Source organism: Streptosporangium sp. NPDC051023, from assembly GCF_040689595.1.
Lineage (GTDB): Bacteria > Actinomycetota > Actinomycetes > Streptosporangiales > Streptosporangiaceae > Streptosporangium.
This window is the reverse complement of sequence record NZ_JBFBCE010000002.1, coordinates 71,176-85,070: the sequence shown is the minus strand read 5'-3', so window position 1 is coordinate 85,070 and position 13,895 is coordinate 71,176. Positions and strand designations below refer to the sequence as shown.

The following is a 13,895-nucleotide window of genomic DNA, read 5'->3' as shown; positions in this document are numbered from 1 at the left end:
CACATGCGATTCCGTGTTCGGTCACTTACACACCGTAGCGTCACATGTTCACAATGTGAAGGGGGATTCCGAACACCGGGGAACTCCCCCGACAGCGGGGCCGCCCCCGGGACGGTTCCGCCCGCCGTACGACATGGTCGCGCCGACCACGCGCCGGTCTCCGGCGGTCACGGTTCCACACGGTCACACAGATCCCGGCGCCCCTTCCCACCGCCGGAACGTCATGGCCGGTTCGCTACTCCCCGTGTTCGCCGGTCTCCATCGTGGAGGGCATGAACCCACCCCCGCGTGGCCTGGGCGGCCTGCGCCCCTACTGTCCCTCACCGTCCCCCTCGCCGGAGGCGCAGCCGTCGCCCGACGACCGCTGGGCCATCCCCGCCGTGGGAGCCGCCGAGCGTCTCAAGCACGCCTTGGCCGACCTCTGGGTGACCGCCGACGTCCATCTGGGCTTCGGCGTCGCGCTGGTCAGCGTCTGGACCGACCTGCTCGTCCTCACCGACGGCCGGTGCTTCCGCTGGTGGACCGGCGAACTCGACCGCAAGGGCAACCGCGTCTACGCGTACTGCTCGGCCGACTCCCCCGTGACCGCCGCCCACGACGTCGCCAAGGTGCGCGAGATCCTGCGGGCCCGGCGTCCCGAACGCGGCACCCCGCCCGCCCATCCGGTGTGATCGCCCGCGTCGGCCACACTCCCCGGAAACCCCGATGGGCCCGGCCGATCCGGGCGGTCGATCGGGAAGGGCGGAGGGGCGCGGGCCAGGCGACCGGACCGGAGTTCGCGCAACCGGAGGGCCCCGCATCGGGCGGCTCGCATCCATGGGCCGGACGGACCCGGGCGGCGCGGCGGAATGTCAGGAGGACCGGGAAAACCCGGCCAGGAAGACCCCCGGCCGGGACACGCCTCGGCCCTGGGAGGGGCCCGGCTCGGGAGGGTTCCGGCCCGGGAGGTTCCAGGCCGGGAGGGTTCCGGGCTGAGAGACCGGCGCCGAGGCGACCGGGGCAGCCCGGAGGTTACCGGGTTAGAAGTAGCCCGCGCCCGTGACGGTGACCGGGGCGTCGCCGACGTTCTTCAGCCTGAACCGGACGCACTCCGGAGCCGGGGAGTCGGTGGCCGCGACGTAGGCGGCGTGGTCGTTGGCGGGGATGGCGACCTTGCCGATGGACCGGCCGCGGCAGTTAATGATCTTCACCTCCGTCGGTTCGGTGTTGTTCTCCAGCTTGACCAGCACGTGACCCTTGTAGGGGGCCGTGGGGGCGAGCTGGGGGCTGAGGAAGGTCGCGTCGCCGGGGTTCACGGTCGCGCTCAGGTTCACGCTGTCGGCGTTGGCCGTACCGGCCATGACGACCACTCCGGCCGCGACCAGCGCGACCATCGAGGGCAGGGTGCGCATCGAGCGTCACTCTCCTTGGTGTCCTTGGGGATGAGACGCAGAGGACACTACGGAGGGTCACGCATCGAAAGCTTCACGTGACCGTCGGTCTCGGGTAAAGGATCGAGTGCGGCGTCAGCGGCTCAGGAAGGCGCGGGCCTCGGCGATCAGGTCGAAGTGGAGGCTGAGCCTGAGGCCGTAGTAGATGATCGTCAGGGCGGCCAGGGCGGCGACGAGCACCACCAGGACCTTGACCGCCCAGTTCTGGCGCCCGAGCCAGACGGTCCAGGCCGCCAGCGTCCGCTTGCCGAACTCCAGGAGGCGGTGGGCCCAGTGGAACTCGGTGGCGAGCACGGCCAGGCCCGCGAAGACGACCAGCCAGCCGGGCCCCGGGAAGGGGATCATGATGAGGCCGACGGCCACCAGCGCGGAGCCGATGACGCCGATGACGATCTTGAGGGTGAGCCGTCCCGCGCTGGTCGACCTGATGCCGTCGAGCCAGCCGTGGATGCTCGACCGCCGGGCCGCCTCGTCCTTCAGGACGTCGGCGTCGCCGGTCTCCAACGAGCGCCCGGACTCGTCACGGGCACCCCGCACCTCGTCTGAGATAGCCACACACTCCCCTGGCCTGTCGGTTCCACCTAAGAATGCCTAAGAATATGGTTGCGCGTCCCATCTGCGGTCATTGTGCGGCACATGACACGCTTACGATCTGGTCACCCGGATGCGACCGGTCGCATCCGGGGGAAGCGGCCCCTCGATGAGGTGCCGGTCGGTGGAGATCCCGGACCGCCGTTCTCCGATGATCCTTCGGCCGGTTTCCCGCGGTCGCCGAGCGGCGGGGAGTCACCGCGGACGGTCCCGGATGTCCCGCACACAAAGGCGTTGAGGCTCACGCGGCGGGCCCGCGCCTGTCAATGGTTTGAAAACGCAACCGACAACCACAAGGTAAAACCCTGTGGACTTGGGTGATTTTCACACCAAAAGTGGGTTAATGTCCGTTCATGTCTGAGGCTCCACTTGTCAAGACCGTCAGCGTCAGGACTGTCAACGGCCCCTGCGCCGTGTCCGCCATCGGCGGATCGGTCCTGCCTCGCGAGCACCTCCGCACCGACCTGCGCTGGGCGGCGGGCGCCCCGTCCGACCCGCACCGCTGGCTGGACGAGGAGGACGCGGTCGCCGGAGAGCTGCGCGAGCTGCGCAGGTCCGACGGGCTCGGCCTGGTGGTCGAGCTGAGCTGCATCGGCACGGGCCGTGACGCCGCAACCCTGTCCAGGGTCGCGGCGTGCAGCCGGGTCGCCGTCATCGCCGGAACCGGGTTCTTCGCGGGCCCGTTCAGCCCCTCCTGGACGCTGAACGCCGACGTGGACACGCTCACCGCCTACCTGATGGACGAGATCGACGACGGCCTCGACGGCACCGGCTCCCGCCCCGGCGTGATCGGCGAGATCGGCATCTGGGGCGAGGAGCCGACCCCCGCGGAGGAGCGCTACGCGATGGCCGCCGCCAGGGCGTCCCTGGCCTCCGGCCTGCCGGTCGCCGTCCACCACCGTGGCGGCCTGGTCCTGATGGAGATCCTGCTCTCCGAGGGCCTGCCCGCCCACCGGATCAGCGTCGCCGACGCGGGAACCGACCCGGTGACCGCACGCAAGATCGTCGAGTCCGGCGGCTACGTCTGCCTCGCCTCCCTGGGCGAGGACCGGCTGCGCGACGCGCTGGACCTCATCGAGGCCGGACACGCCCGCAACCTGCTGCTCAGCAGCGGCCTGTCCCGGGTCTCCGAGATCGAGCGGTACGGCGGCGCGGGCTACAGCCACCTGTTCCGCACCTTCCTGCCCAGGCTGCGCGAGGCGGGTGTCGGCGAGGGCACCATCCACATGATCACCCACGACAACCCCATCCGCTGGCTGACCTGCACGGAGTAGGCCATGTCGATCAAGGTCGCGAACGCGCCCGTCAACTTCGGAATCAAGCGGGCCGACGGTGCCCTGCCCAGCCCCGACCTCCTGCTCGACGCGCTGGCCGAGGCCGGGTACGAGGGGGTCGACTCGGGGCCGATCGGCTATTTGGGCACCGGCGGCGGGCTGCGGGAGCGGCTGGCCAGGACCGGGATGGGCCTGGCCGGAGGCCAGGTCGACCTGCGCTACGACGACGAGGACGCCTTCGCCGCCGGTTTGGCCGGGCTGTACACGGCGCTGGCGGTGTTCGCGAGCGTGCCGGTCGCCGACGGGCGTTTCGCTCCCCGGCTCACCCTCGCCTGTCCTCCCCACCCGAGGAGGTTCGCGCAGGGAGTCGCCCCCGGCCTGCCGGGTGAGGCCTGGATCGACTTCGCCGCGCGGGTCCAGGAGGCGGCGGACCGCTGCCGGGACCGCGGCCTCGAACCCGTCTTCCACCACCACCTGGGCACGCTCGTCGAGACGCCGGAGGAGGTGGAGAGGCTGCTCGAACTCACCGACGTCTCGCTCTGCCTGGACACCGGCCACTTCTGGCTCGCGGGCGGCGACCCGGTGATCGCGCTTCGGCACTGGGGCGACCGGATCAGGCAGATCCACCTCAAGGACGCCAGCAGGCGGGCGCGTGACCGGGAGAGGGCCGCGGGCGGCGACCTGGCGGCGGTGATCGCGGGCGACGCCTTCCCCGCCCTCGGGGCCGGGGAGGTCGATCTGCCGGGCGTCCTGCGCGAGCTGCGCGGCTACGAGGGCTGGCTGGTCGTCGAGCAGGACGCGCCCTGCCCTGGTCAGGACATCGGGCGCGTGTTGGCCGACCAGCGCGCCAACCGGATCTGGCTGAGCGCCCACGGCCTCTGAGCACCCGGAGCCCGCACCCGCGCCGGCCGCCCGGTGCCGATCAGCACGGTCGGCGTGCTCTTCCCTGGGCCCGCACCCGCACGGGCCGCCCGGCTACGCGCAGGAGGAGACTCCCTGGCCCGTTCCCGAGCACGCCGGAGCGTGGTCACGCGACCGGATCATCAGGCGCGAGCCGGGCCCTCGGGCCGCCGCCACGTCGTCGGGGTTGGCCAGCGCGCAACGGTCCAGGGACAGGCAGCCGCAGCCGATGCACTCGGTCAGGCCGTCGCGGAGCACCTGGAGCTGCCTGATCCGATCGTCCAGCTCGCTCTGCCACTCCGCGGACAGTCTCGCCCAGTCCTCACGGGTGGGGGTCCGTTCGTCCGGCAGGGCGGACAACGCGTCCTGGATGGTCCTGAGGGGGATCCCGACCCGCTGCGAGACCCTGATGAAGGCGATCCTGCGCAATGTGTCACGGGTGAAGCGGCGCTGGTTGCCCGCCGTACGGCGGCTGCGGATCAGGCCTTTGGCCTCGTAGAAATGCAGCGCGGAGACGGCGACCCCGCTACGCGAGGAGAGCTGGCCGACGGTCATCTCCAGGTTCTTGGACACGTTCCACCTTAGCTTGACCTCGACCGGGATTGAGGTTGCACGCTGGGATCATGACCTTCACACAGGCAGAGCTCGACTATCTCTCGGGCCAGCTCCTCGGGCGTCTGGCGACCGTCGGCTCGGACGGCATACCGCAGAACAGCCCGACCAGCTTCTCCGTCGACCCGGAGACCGGCACGATCGACATCCGCGGCTTGGCGATGGGCACGACCAGGAAGTTCCGCAACGTCAGGGAGAACGGCAGGGTCGCCTTCGTCGTCGACGACATCGCCTCCCACAAGCCCTGGAAGGTCAGGGGGGTGGAGATCCGCGGGGTCGCCGAGGCTCTCGAGGACGTGGATCCGCCCGCGCCCTACCTGAGCCGGGAGGTCATCCGCATCCATCCCCGGCGGATCATCTCCTGGGGGCTCGACCCCGGTCAGGAGGGAATGAGAGGCCGTGACGTCTGACCCCGGGCCCGCCGTGCCCCTCAGGCCCTCTCGGGCCCCCTCGGGCCGCCGAGAGAGGCCTTGAGGAGGTACGGCGCCGCGTGAGCGCAGGTCCTGGTCGCCCGCCCACGGAACCGTCCGCGTGGGCGACGCGGAAGGTGACAATGGGCGCATGACGAGAGCACTGGTGCTGGGCGGCGGCGGTATCGCGGGGATCGCATGGGAGGCGGGGATCGTGACCGGCCTGCGGCGGGCGGGCCTCGACCTGGGAGAGGCGGACCTGGTCGTCGGCACCTCCGCGGGATCGGTGGTGGGGACACTGATCACGACCGGGGCCGACCTGGAGGACGTGGTCGGCGTGCAGGCCGAGGCGGAACAGGCCGCGGCGGCTCCCGTGCCCGACATGAAGGCGGTCATTGAGGTCTTCGGCCTGCTCAACGACGCGTCCATGGATCCGGAGGAGGCCAGGCGACGGGTGGGCGCGCTGGCCCTCGGGGTCGGGGACACCGGGGCCAGGACGGAGACGATCGGCGAACGGCTGCCCGTGCGGGAGTGGCCGGAGCGCCGCCTGCTGGTCACGGCGGTCGACACCGCGACCGGCGAGTTCGTGGTCTGGGACCGCCATTCAGGGGTCCCTCTGGTGTCCGCCGTCGCCTCCAGTTGCGCGGTGCCCTGCGTCTTCCCGCCCGTGAGGATCAACGGGCACCGCTACATGGACGGCGGGGTGCGCTCGGTGACGAACGCCGACCTGGCTGCGGGTAGCTCGGCGGTCGTCATCGTGGAGCCACTGGCCCACCTCGACGCCAGGCGGCGTCTCGAGACGGAGATCGCCGCGCTCGGAGACGCGGCGGTCGCCCACGTGGCACCCGACCAGGCCTCCGTCACCGTTTTCGGCGCCGACATCCTCCACCCGGCCCTCTGGCGGCCCGCCTTCGCCGCCGGTCTCGCCCAGGCGCCCGGCACGGCGGAGGCCGTGGCCAGGGTCTGGCGGGTCTGACGTTCGTGGGAGGGGACGGGCGGCCCCTGGCGGGCCTGGCGGGCCCGGCGGGTCCGGCGCCGCTGTGGGTGGTCAGCGGGCCGCCGGGGGCGGGCAAGTCGACCGTCGCGGCCGCCTTGCTCTCCCGGCTCGACCCGGTGCCCGCGCTGCTCGACAAGGACACCGTCTACGGCGGGTTCGTCGAGGCGGCCCTGCAGGCGCACGGGCGTGACCCGGGTGAGCGGGAGGGGCCCTGGTACGACGAACACGTCAAGCGGCACGAGTACGCCGGGCTCACCCGCCTCGCCAGGGAGATCCGCTCCCACGGGTGCCCGGTGATGCTCGACGGGCCCTTCACCTCCCAGGTGCACGACGCCACGCTCTGGGCGCGCTGGGTCGCGGAGCTCGGCGGGGCGCCGGTGCTGCTGGTCTGGGTCAGGTCGGACGGCCCGACCCTGTGGGCCCGGCTGCGGAGCAGGGGACTGCCCAGGGACACGGGGAAGCTGGCCCGCTTCGAGGAGTATCTGAGGGCGATCCGGGTGGACGAACCACCCGCCGTGCCGTACCTGGAGATCGACAACCGCCTCGGAGCACCTCCCCTCCGTGATCAGATCGTTACTATTCGGGAGGCAATAGAACGCGCGTCGCGGCCGAGATGACGATGTGATGTAGGTCACGGCCCGGAATGGCGGCCCGCCCGGTCAGAGATCGGGCTGACAACGGGACATCCGTCCGGGCCCATGTCAGGGCACCCGGTAAACACCGGAGGGCGGGACGCCACAGCCCACCGGGACCGCCGCACGCCACGGCCGCGCACCACAGCCGGACATCCGGTGGACACCCGATGGATACCGGGGCCCGGTGTCAGCCGCTCCACCCCCCACCGGTGAGGACCGAGGACGTAGGCGGCCCCGGCCGCCTTGAGCCATCCCGCCTCGGTCAGGGTCTCCAGGCTGCGCCGTACGCTCTCCTCCGGCAGAGCGGTCGCGTGGATCACCTCGTCAGCCGTGGCGGTCCCGCCGTCGACGGCGAGCATGGCCACCGCCTCGTAGACGCGGGTGTCCGCGTCGGACAACGCCTGGACGTCCCGCGGACGTTCCTCGCTCATGTGCGCCTCCCATCCGGCCCGGGCAGATCTTCCACTTCCCGCCCACACCCTTCCCCGGCCCCTACGGGGCCCCTGGCGGCCCCTGCGGGCCTCTCACGCCCCTGTCGCGCCTTCCCGCTCCCTGACAGCCCCCCTTACAGCTCCGGGACAGTCACGGCCTCCTGACAGCGCGTCTAACGGCGCCGCGCGCCGTCGCGCAGCCGTTCGGGGTCGACGTCCCGCTCGGGATGGCGGCGGAGGTACTCCCGCTCGAGTTCCTCGGTGCGCGTGGTGTGGTTGGCGAGCGCCTCCGCGGAACCGTGCAGGAACGTCTCAGTCCGGGTAACGTGCAGATGTCGCAGCTCACGGAGCAGATCTTCCTCGGCGAGATCCTTCGGATCGATTCCCATCGTCATATGGGACCGCCTACCCCGTCAGAGCTCCAGCGCACCTCTTCGCATCATCACTTCTGTCGCGTTGGAACGCTTTCACGAAATTGAGTCAGATTTCGTGACTAGTTTGCATTGCGGCCATAACGTCTTAGCCTTACCTTCCCGGTATGGATCTCGAGCTCCGACACCTCAGGATCGTGCGCGCGGTCGCAGAGGCCGGGAGCGTCACGAAAGCTGCCAGCCACCTCGGGCTGGCACAGCCCGCGCTGACCGCGCAGCTCAAACGGATTGAGCGAGTGCTCGGGGGAGCTCTTTTCGAACGCGACCACAATGGCGCGCGACCAACACCTCTCGGGGAACTGGTGCTGTCCAGGGCGATGGTGCTGCTGCCCGCCGCCCGGGAGCTCCAGGAGGAGGCGGTCAGGTTCGCCAACGCCAACGGCGACATCCCCCGCTACCGGCTGGGCGCCACCAACGGGCCCATCCTGGGGGGGCTGGTCGACCGGCTCGCCACGGCGTGGCCGTCGACACCGGTGAGCACGTACACGTCGTGGTCGGCCAGAGAGCTGACGACGATGGTCATGCTCGGCCGGATCGACTTCGCGCTCATCGGCGCCTGCGGGGAGAGCGCCCCGCCGGTCGAGGGGCCGGTGGTGTGGCTGACCGTGGGAATGGACCCGGTCTTCGTCCTGCTCAACGAGGACCATCCCCTGGTGGATCGAAAGGAGGTGACACTGGCTGAACTGTCCGGCGAACGATGGGCCGTCACCCCGGGCGACAGTTGCTTCGGCGACTGCTTCGCCACGGCGTGCGCCCGAGCGGGCTTCACGCCGCAGACCATCTACGAGACGGACGTGGCGACGTGCATGCATCTGGCGAAGGTCGGCCGCGCGGCCGTACTGTGCCAGGCGACCTTCCAGCCCACGTCGGGAGTGGCGATGGTGCCGCTCGCGGACGCGCCGCTGCGATGGAGGCAGCTACTGGGCTGGCATCCGGAAGGGCCGGGTGCGCGAGCCGCCGCCTCGATCGTCGAGCACGCCAAGGCCGCCCACGCGGACGCGGTACAGCGCAGCACCCGCTACGCCTCCTGGCTGGCAGAGAACCCACGTTTCGGCACCGCTCCGTGACCCGGCGATGAGGCATTCCACGCGGACCCTGCGGCGACCCCGTCTCCCCCGCGTTCACCACCGCTCCGGCCCGAACGGCCGGACGACAGCCCCCGTGACCACCACCGAACGCCGCCGCCCCTCCCAGAGGGACGGCGGCGTCCTGACGTCCGGCGGGCCTCCCCGTGCCGGAGGTCAGGACGCCGCCCGAAGCCACGCTCCGAGGTCATCGAGGTCGTGCCCCGGGACCGCGCCCTGAGGTCATGCACTGAGGTCACGCACTGAGGTCGTGCTCTGGGACCGCGCCCCGAGGTCGTTTCCTGAGATCGTGCCAGGTCAGGCCGGATCAGGCCGGGGCGGCCCGGCGCGCCGACTTCCGGACACGGTGTCGTCGTGTCCGGAAGTCGAGAACAATGGATGGGTGAGCGAGCTTCTGACGTTGAGCGAGGGCGCGGTGCTGACGCACCTGGCCACCAGGGCCGAGTTGGCGGCGGGCGCGCTGAAGGCCGTCGACGACCTGCGGCTGTGGGCGCGTCTCGCCGACGGCGACGGAGTGCCGTTCGCGGGAGGCGGGGTGGTGCGCACCGTGGTCGAGGCCGGCGAGCCCAGCCTGACCGGCCCCGAGGGCTGGCTGGCGGCGGTGCGGCCGGAGGACGTGGTCGCGCTGCGCCTGCGCGAGGGCAGGCTCGAACTGTCGACGACCACGCTGGCGGACTTCTCCGCCGAGCGGGCGATCCGGGTCACCGAGGAGTTCGCCGAGCAGGCGCTGGAGGCGCTGCGCGCGTTCGCCGAGGGGCTCGAGCCGAGTCCCGGGGTCTCGATCGACGTCGCGGTCCTGGAGCTGCTGATGAAGGCCCCCGAGACGTTCTCCGACCCGCTGCCGCCGCTGGCCCCGCTGCTGCGCGGGACCTCGCTGGAGGTACGGGGCGGCCGGGTCGGCATCGTGGGCGCGCCGTGGGACACCGAGTCGGTCGCGGGCCTGGCCCCGCTGGACATCGTCAGGCTGGCCCTGGTGCGCAGCACCCTGCGCGCCTACGAGGAGGGCGCCGACCTGTCGAAGGCGATCACCTACCTGTCCCGCTCAGAGACGGTGCTGGCGCGGATCGCCGACGAGGTGGAGCGTGAGCCGCTCTCCCCGGCCCTGGTCGAGGCCCTGCCGCGCACCGAACCCGCCGCGCTGCTGCTGGCGGCCAGGTCCGCGGAGGGCGAGGGCCGGTCGTTCGAGGCCGCCGGGCTCATCGCCGAGGTTCTCGCCCTCTCCCCCGGCCTCGCTCCCGCCGAGCGGGACGCGGCCGAGTACGCCGCGTGCCGTACGAACCCGGCCGACCCGCTGCCCGTGCGGGCGGCGCACCTGTTCCGGCAGCTCCTCGCCTACGGCTACCGTCCGGCCCGGCGCCGCTTGATCGACGACCTGGTCGCGCTGAGCATCCGGGTGGCCGAGCCCGCCCTGGCGGACCTGGCGTTGTTCGAGAACGACGTCGTCGGCGAGTTCCTGGACGCGCGCGGCGAGTGGCTGCGCGAGGACGAGGCACGGCTGCTCGAGTCGTGGCGCAGGACCCCGCTGCGTCTGTGGGAGATCCTCGGCGTCGCCGGGGACGAGATCACCCTGCGCGAGGCGGGAGACGAGGGGCGGGAGCCGGTCACCCTGGCCGACGAACTGCTGCCGAGCCAGGCCAGGGCGGGCGATCTGATGCTGACCAGGCTGCTGGACGACGGGACGGGGCCGCACGTGTTCGGCCATCCCTTCAAGGTGGATCCGGCCCGCCGGGACGAGATGCTCGCCCTGCTCTCCGATCCCGTCGACCCCTACGCGGTCGCGGCCTTTTTCAGGCGTGCCGCCCGTCCCGAGCCTCCCCGGTGATCCCCGGGGAACGCCGTCCGCGCCCTTCCCGGACGACGTCCCGGCTCGCGGCAAGCTCCCGGCGACGACGCCCGTCCCGCGACGGGCTCCATGACGGCGTCGCGCGCCACCGGGACGGTCCCCTTATCGGTTAATACCAGCCACTGTTGTCACCGCTCCGCCACCTGTAGCACTGCCGCCTCGTCATGGGATCGTTGTACTGCCAGCAGGGCTTCACAGCCGAGAGGTGGCCGGAGGCGACGCTCCCCTGCGGCAGGGGCGCGGCGCTCGCGGACTGGGCCGACATCACCATGGGAACGGTGAGGGCGGAGGCCACCAGCGCACCGGCGGCGAGAGCGTTCCTGAGACCGGTCATGAGATCACTCCATGTCGCGTCGGTTGCGTGCCGGACGGCGCCCGTGCCCGCGTAACGCAGAATCGATTTCACGGAGACGCCCGAACAGCGTAAACACGAATACCACGGTAGTTGGGCGGAACTTCGACGGTCATTCCAGAGAGACCAAAGGCATCTGTTCGACAGAATTACTTTCCACTCCACAGCGGAAACCGAAAATAATCAGTCGACCACTCTCTGCTACACTGCTCCTCCAAGCACCTGTTTTCCAGAGGTTCAACCTCGCCCGGAAACCGTATTTCCCGGTAGATCCTCACGGAATGATCACCTCAATTACCGGTAGTCGCCGCGAAAAAGAATCCGGCCCGGCGTTCCCGCCCCGGTCGCCAGGCGTGTTTTCCCGCTTTCCGCCGGGCACCGCCGCACGCTCCTTCTCCGCGTTCTCCGTGCCCGTCCGGCCGGGTGGGAAGAGGGCGGAGCCGTACGGCGAAAGCGGAGGATCGGGTCACATGGCCGCTCTGGCGGCGGCGATCAGGTTGGTCGTCGACCGTCCTGAGACCTGGGGCAGGATCACGGTCTTGCCCCCCGTCCTGCGCACGGTCTCCGCCTCCGGCATGTCGATCGCCGCGTAGTCGCCGCCCTTGACCCAGACGCAGGGGCGCAGCCGCTCGATCACCCGGGCGGGGGTGTCCTCCTCGAAGACCACGACGGCGTCGACGCACTCCAGCGCGCGGAGCACCTCGATCCGGTCCTGCTCTCCGACCATGGGGCGGCCAGGCCCCTTCAGGCGTCGCACCGACTCGTCGGAGTTGAGGCAGACGACCAGCGCGTCGCCCAGCGCCCTGGCCCGGCGCAGCAGACTGACGTGACCGGCGTGCAACAGGTCGAAACAGCCTCCGGTCGCGATGAGCCTGCCCCCGGTCGCGCGGACCGCCTCCGCGACCTCCAGCGCCGTGCGCACCCCGTCCGTGAGGCCGGACGAGGACAGCCTGAGCGCTGCCGCTCCCCCGCCCTCCACGAAGCGTGCCGCCTCCCCGACTCCGGAGACGACGGCCTCCTCGACGGTCGCCCCCCCGCTCAGGGCAAGCGCCGCGGCTCCGGCGAACCGGTCGCCGGCGCCGCAGGTGTCCTGGCCCGCCGGGCGGACCGGCGGTGGCACCCGTACCGACCTGCACTCCCGTTGTGCGAGCACGGCTCCTCTCGCGCCCAGCGTGACGGCGACCGCCTTCGCGCGCAGGGCGCCCACGAGATGGCAGGCCGCCTGGTCGGGCGAGACGTACGGCCTGCCGCCCAGCACCCGCGCCTCCGCCTCACTCGGCGTGACCAGGGAGCAGTCAGGCGGCGGGACAGGGCCGCGTGGATGCGGGTCCCAGACCAATGGCGCGGCCAGTTCGCGCAGGGCGCCACCGAGCACCCGGGCCACCCCGAGCCCGTAGTCGGACACCAGGACCGCGCCCGCGTCCCTCAAGAGGTCGGCGATCCGGCGGGCCTGGCCGCTCTCGACGGCCGTTTCCGCCCGCCCATCACCGGTGTCGACCCGCAGCAGGGTCTGCCCACGCGCGCGCACCCTGGTCTTGGTCGTGGTCGTGCCCGCCATCGGCAGCCTGACCACCTCGACCAGCCCGGACAGCAACCCCATCACGCACCTGCCAGGCTGGTCGTCGCCGACCGCGCTGACCAGCACGACCTCCGCGCCCGCCTGGGCGGCGAGCATCGCGGCGAGACCGGCCCCGCCGGGCCTGCGGTGCTCGCGGCCGTCCGCGACGACGGGGACGGGGGCGTCGGGGCACAGGCGTTCCGCCTCCCCCTCGACGTCCACGTCGAGCAGTGTGTCCCCCACGACGACGATCGGCCGGGCGCTCATCGGAGGGCCTCCTCTCCGGCGTCACGGAGCACGGGTGTCCTCCGCCCCGGGCACGGGCCCGCCTCTCGTCTGTACCACCATAACTACCGAGCGAAGCGTGTCCGGAACAGTGCGTGAGGGAAAACTCCTGCTAAGAGCACCGAATATCGCCGTACGGCACCTGCTGGAACCGCACGCCGTGGATCAGCCGTCCAGCCTGACTCCGGCGGATCAGCCGTTGTTCTGCGGGAGGATCGGGCCCTCACTGGCCTGGACCAGGACGAAGCCCTGTCCCTGGAACGCGAGCTGCGCGGCCTCGCCGCTCCCGCGTCCGATGAGCGCCCCGGCCTTGAAGGTGCGGTTGACACCGACCCGGAGGCCCGCGCTCCAGCACACCGCGGACTGACTGTCGGCGAAGGTGGGCATGCGGGAGGTGTCGAGCAGCACCGGTGCGCCGTGCGCGGTCACGGCGACCCAGCCGGTGCCCTGGACCGTGGTGTTGAACAGCCCGCCGGTGGCGATGCCCGCGCCCTGCACGCGCTGGATGTCCCAGGTGAGCTGCGGGTCGAAGGCCAGGAGGTTGGTCCCGTTGACGGTGAGCGCCTCGTTCTCCAGGTAGAACAGGTGCACGTCATCGGCGTTGTCCGCGAGGAAGAGCGCGCCTTGGCCCCGGACGCGCATCAGGGGCGCCCCCTCACCGGTGACCATCTTCTTCAGGAACCGCCCAACGCCTCCCGACCCCTCGTAGTCGAAGTCCATCTGGCCCTGGAAGGCGACCATCGACCCCTGCCGCGCCAGCACCTCTCCGTTCAGATGCACGCGCAGCATCTTGGAGTTCTGCAGGGCGAAGTGGCCGGGCACCTGACCCTGGTCCATGTTTCCGAAGAACGAGCTACGCACGGAAGATGCCTCTCAGCGTCGGGGGAGTTACAACGGAGGTGACGCACGGGACAGCGGAGGAGTTCCCCACGGCGGAGCGTCCGGACGCGGGACGCGTCCCCTGAAATCACGCCGGCGGAGCCGGGAGAGCCGACGTCCCGAGCAGGCGCAGGCTAGCAGGCGCGGAACGAGACCGCCCGTATATCCCCTGATAACCAGAT

General features: G+C 71.2%; 16 protein-coding genes. 8 read left to right on the top strand and 8 right to left on the bottom strand.

The window, feature by feature from the left end; translation table 11 throughout:
* Window positions 1–272: 272 nt before the first annotated feature.
* Entirely contained in the window at window positions 273–671 is a 399-nt protein-coding gene (locus AB0395_RS01855) for a hypothetical protein (RefSeq protein ID WP_366276020.1), read from the top strand.
* 348 nt (window positions 672–1,019) lie between these two features.
* On the opposite strand, the gene AB0395_RS01850 is transcribed toward AB0395_RS01855, so the two are convergent.
* Window positions 1,020–1,391, bottom strand: coding sequence for a hypothetical protein (locus AB0395_RS01850; RefSeq protein WP_366276019.1), 372 nt, complete (start codon window positions 1,389–1,391; stop codon window positions 1,020–1,022).
* Between the two features lie 114 nt (window positions 1,392–1,505).
* A complete protein-coding gene (locus AB0395_RS01845; protein WP_366276017.1) occupies window positions 1,506–1,985 on the bottom strand; it encodes a TIGR02611 family protein in 480 nt (159 codons plus the stop codon).
* Window positions 1,986–2,374: 389 nt separating this feature from the next.
* Here AB0395_RS01845 and AB0395_RS01840 point away from each other — a divergent pair, with 389 nt between their 5' ends.
* Both AB0395_RS01840 and AB0395_RS01835 read left to right on the top strand, forming a co-directional pair.
* Window positions 2,375–3,295, top strand: coding sequence for an aryldialkylphosphatase (locus AB0395_RS01840; RefSeq protein WP_366276016.1), 921 nt, complete (start codon window positions 2,375–2,377; stop codon window positions 3,293–3,295).
* A gap of 3 nt (window positions 3,296–3,298) precedes the next feature.
* A complete protein-coding gene (locus AB0395_RS01835) occupies window positions 3,299–4,177 on the top strand; it encodes a sugar phosphate isomerase/epimerase (protein WP_366276014.1) in 879 nt (292 codons plus the stop codon).
* 93 nt (window positions 4,178–4,270) lie between these two features.
* Here the strand turns inward: AB0395_RS01835 and soxR are convergent, their stop codons facing one another.
* Complete coding sequence (gene soxR / locus AB0395_RS01830; RefSeq protein ID WP_366276222.1) at window positions 4,271–4,750, bottom strand: redox-sensitive transcriptional activator SoxR; 480 nt, start codon at window positions 4,748–4,750, stop codon at window positions 4,271–4,273.
* 68 nt (window positions 4,751–4,818) lie between these two features.
* On the opposite strand from soxR, the gene AB0395_RS01825 reads away from it, so the two are divergent.
* From AB0395_RS01825 to AB0395_RS01815, 3 genes are all read left to right on the top strand, one after another.
* Complete coding sequence (locus tag AB0395_RS01825; RefSeq protein ID WP_366276012.1) at window positions 4,819–5,217, top strand: PPOX class F420-dependent oxidoreductase; 399 nt, start codon at window positions 4,819–4,821, stop codon at window positions 5,215–5,217.
* A gap of 151 nt (window positions 5,218–5,368) precedes the next feature.
* Window positions 5,369–6,193, top strand: coding sequence for a patatin-like phospholipase family protein (locus tag AB0395_RS01820; protein WP_366276011.1), 825 nt, complete (start codon window positions 5,369–5,371; stop codon window positions 6,191–6,193).
* A gap of 5 nt (window positions 6,194–6,198) precedes the next feature.
* Window positions 6,199–6,831, top strand: a complete 633-nt coding sequence (locus AB0395_RS01815) for an ATP-binding protein (protein ID WP_366276010.1) — start codon at window positions 6,199–6,201, stop codon at window positions 6,829–6,831.
* Window positions 6,832–6,845: 14 nt separating this feature from the next.
* Here AB0395_RS01815 and AB0395_RS01810 read toward each other — a convergent pair whose 3' ends face one another.
* Window positions 6,846–7,280 carry a hypothetical protein gene (locus AB0395_RS01810; RefSeq protein WP_366276009.1) on the bottom strand — a complete coding sequence of 145 codons (435 nt, stop codon included), beginning with the start codon at window positions 7,278–7,280 and terminating at the stop codon, window positions 6,846–6,848.
* 173 nt (window positions 7,281–7,453) lie between these two features.
* Window positions 7,454–7,669, bottom strand: coding sequence for a DUF6158 family protein (locus tag AB0395_RS01805; protein WP_366276008.1), 216 nt, complete (start codon window positions 7,667–7,669; stop codon window positions 7,454–7,456).
* Between the two features lie 149 nt (window positions 7,670–7,818).
* Between AB0395_RS01805 and AB0395_RS01800 the strand changes: the two genes are divergently transcribed.
* Both AB0395_RS01800 and AB0395_RS01795 read left to right on the top strand, forming a co-directional pair.
* On the top strand, window positions 7,819–8,778 hold the full coding sequence (locus AB0395_RS01800) for a LysR family transcriptional regulator (RefSeq protein WP_366276007.1): 960 nt from the start codon (window positions 7,819–7,821) through the stop codon (window positions 8,776–8,778).
* Between the two features lie 400 nt (window positions 8,779–9,178).
* Window positions 9,179–10,618 carry a hypothetical protein gene (locus AB0395_RS01795; RefSeq protein WP_366276006.1) on the top strand — a complete coding sequence of 480 codons (1,440 nt, stop codon included), beginning with the start codon at window positions 9,179–9,181 and terminating at the stop codon, window positions 10,616–10,618.
* 130 nt (window positions 10,619–10,748) lie between these two features.
* On the opposite strand, the gene AB0395_RS01790 is transcribed toward AB0395_RS01795, so the two are convergent.
* The 3 genes from AB0395_RS01790 to AB0395_RS01780 all read right to left on the bottom strand — a co-directional run bounded on the left by AB0395_RS01790 (window position 10,749) and on the right by AB0395_RS01780 (window position 13,671).
* Window positions 10,749–10,973 carry a hypothetical protein gene (locus tag AB0395_RS01790; RefSeq protein WP_366276004.1) on the bottom strand — a complete coding sequence of 75 codons (225 nt, stop codon included), beginning with the start codon at window positions 10,971–10,973 and terminating at the stop codon, window positions 10,749–10,751.
* A gap of 484 nt (window positions 10,974–11,457) precedes the next feature.
* Window positions 11,458–12,816: a D-glycero-beta-D-manno-heptose 1-phosphate adenylyltransferase gene (gene rfaE2 / locus AB0395_RS01785; protein WP_366276002.1), complete on the bottom strand. Its 1,359-nt coding sequence runs from the start codon at window positions 12,814–12,816 to the stop codon at window positions 11,458–11,460.
* 210 nt (window positions 12,817–13,026) lie between these two features.
* Window positions 13,027–13,671 (bottom strand): AIM24 family protein, encoded by a 645-nt coding sequence (locus AB0395_RS01780; RefSeq protein WP_366276001.1) that lies wholly within the window; start codon window positions 13,669–13,671, stop codon window positions 13,027–13,029.
* Window positions 13,672–13,895: the final 224 nt, after the last annotated feature.

Coding starts and splice junctions, on each gene's coding strand:
- AB0395_RS01855 (WP_366276020.1), top strand. CDS start 273: ATGAACCCACCCCCGCGTGGCCTGGGCGGCCTGCGCCCCTACTGTCCC.
- AB0395_RS01850 (WP_366276019.1), bottom strand. CDS start 1,391: ATGCGCACCCTGCCCTCGATGGTCGCGCTGGTCGCGGCCGGAGTGGTC.
- AB0395_RS01840 (WP_366276016.1), top strand. CDS start 2,375: ATGTCTGAGGCTCCACTTGTCAAGACCGTCAGCGTCAGGACTGTCAAC.
- AB0395_RS01835 (WP_366276014.1), top strand. CDS start 3,299: ATGTCGATCAAGGTCGCGAACGCGCCCGTCAACTTCGGAATCAAGCGG.
- soxR (WP_366276222.1), bottom strand. CDS start 4,750: ATGACCGTCGGCCAGCTCTCCTCGCGTAGCGGGGTCGCCGTCTCCGCG.
- AB0395_RS01825 (WP_366276012.1), top strand. CDS start 4,819: ATGACCTTCACACAGGCAGAGCTCGACTATCTCTCGGGCCAGCTCCTC.
- AB0395_RS01820 (WP_366276011.1), top strand. CDS start 5,369: ATGACGAGAGCACTGGTGCTGGGCGGCGGCGGTATCGCGGGGATCGCA.
- AB0395_RS01810 (WP_366276009.1), bottom strand. CDS start 7,280: ATGAGCGAGGAACGTCCGCGGGACGTCCAGGCGTTGTCCGACGCGGAC.
- AB0395_RS01805 (WP_366276008.1), bottom strand. CDS start 7,669: ATGGGAATCGATCCGAAGGATCTCGCCGAGGAAGATCTGCTCCGTGAG.
- AB0395_RS01800 (WP_366276007.1), top strand. CDS start 7,819: ATGGATCTCGAGCTCCGACACCTCAGGATCGTGCGCGCGGTCGCAGAG.
- AB0395_RS01790 (WP_366276004.1), bottom strand. CDS start 10,973: ATGACCGGTCTCAGGAACGCTCTCGCCGCCGGTGCGCTGGTGGCCTCC.
- rfaE2 (WP_366276002.1), bottom strand. CDS start 12,816: ATGAGCGCCCGGCCGATCGTCGTCGTGGGGGACACACTGCTCGACGTG.
- AB0395_RS01780 (WP_366276001.1), bottom strand. CDS start 13,671: ATGGACCAGGGTCAGGTGCCCGGCCACTTCGCCCTGCAGAACTCCAAG.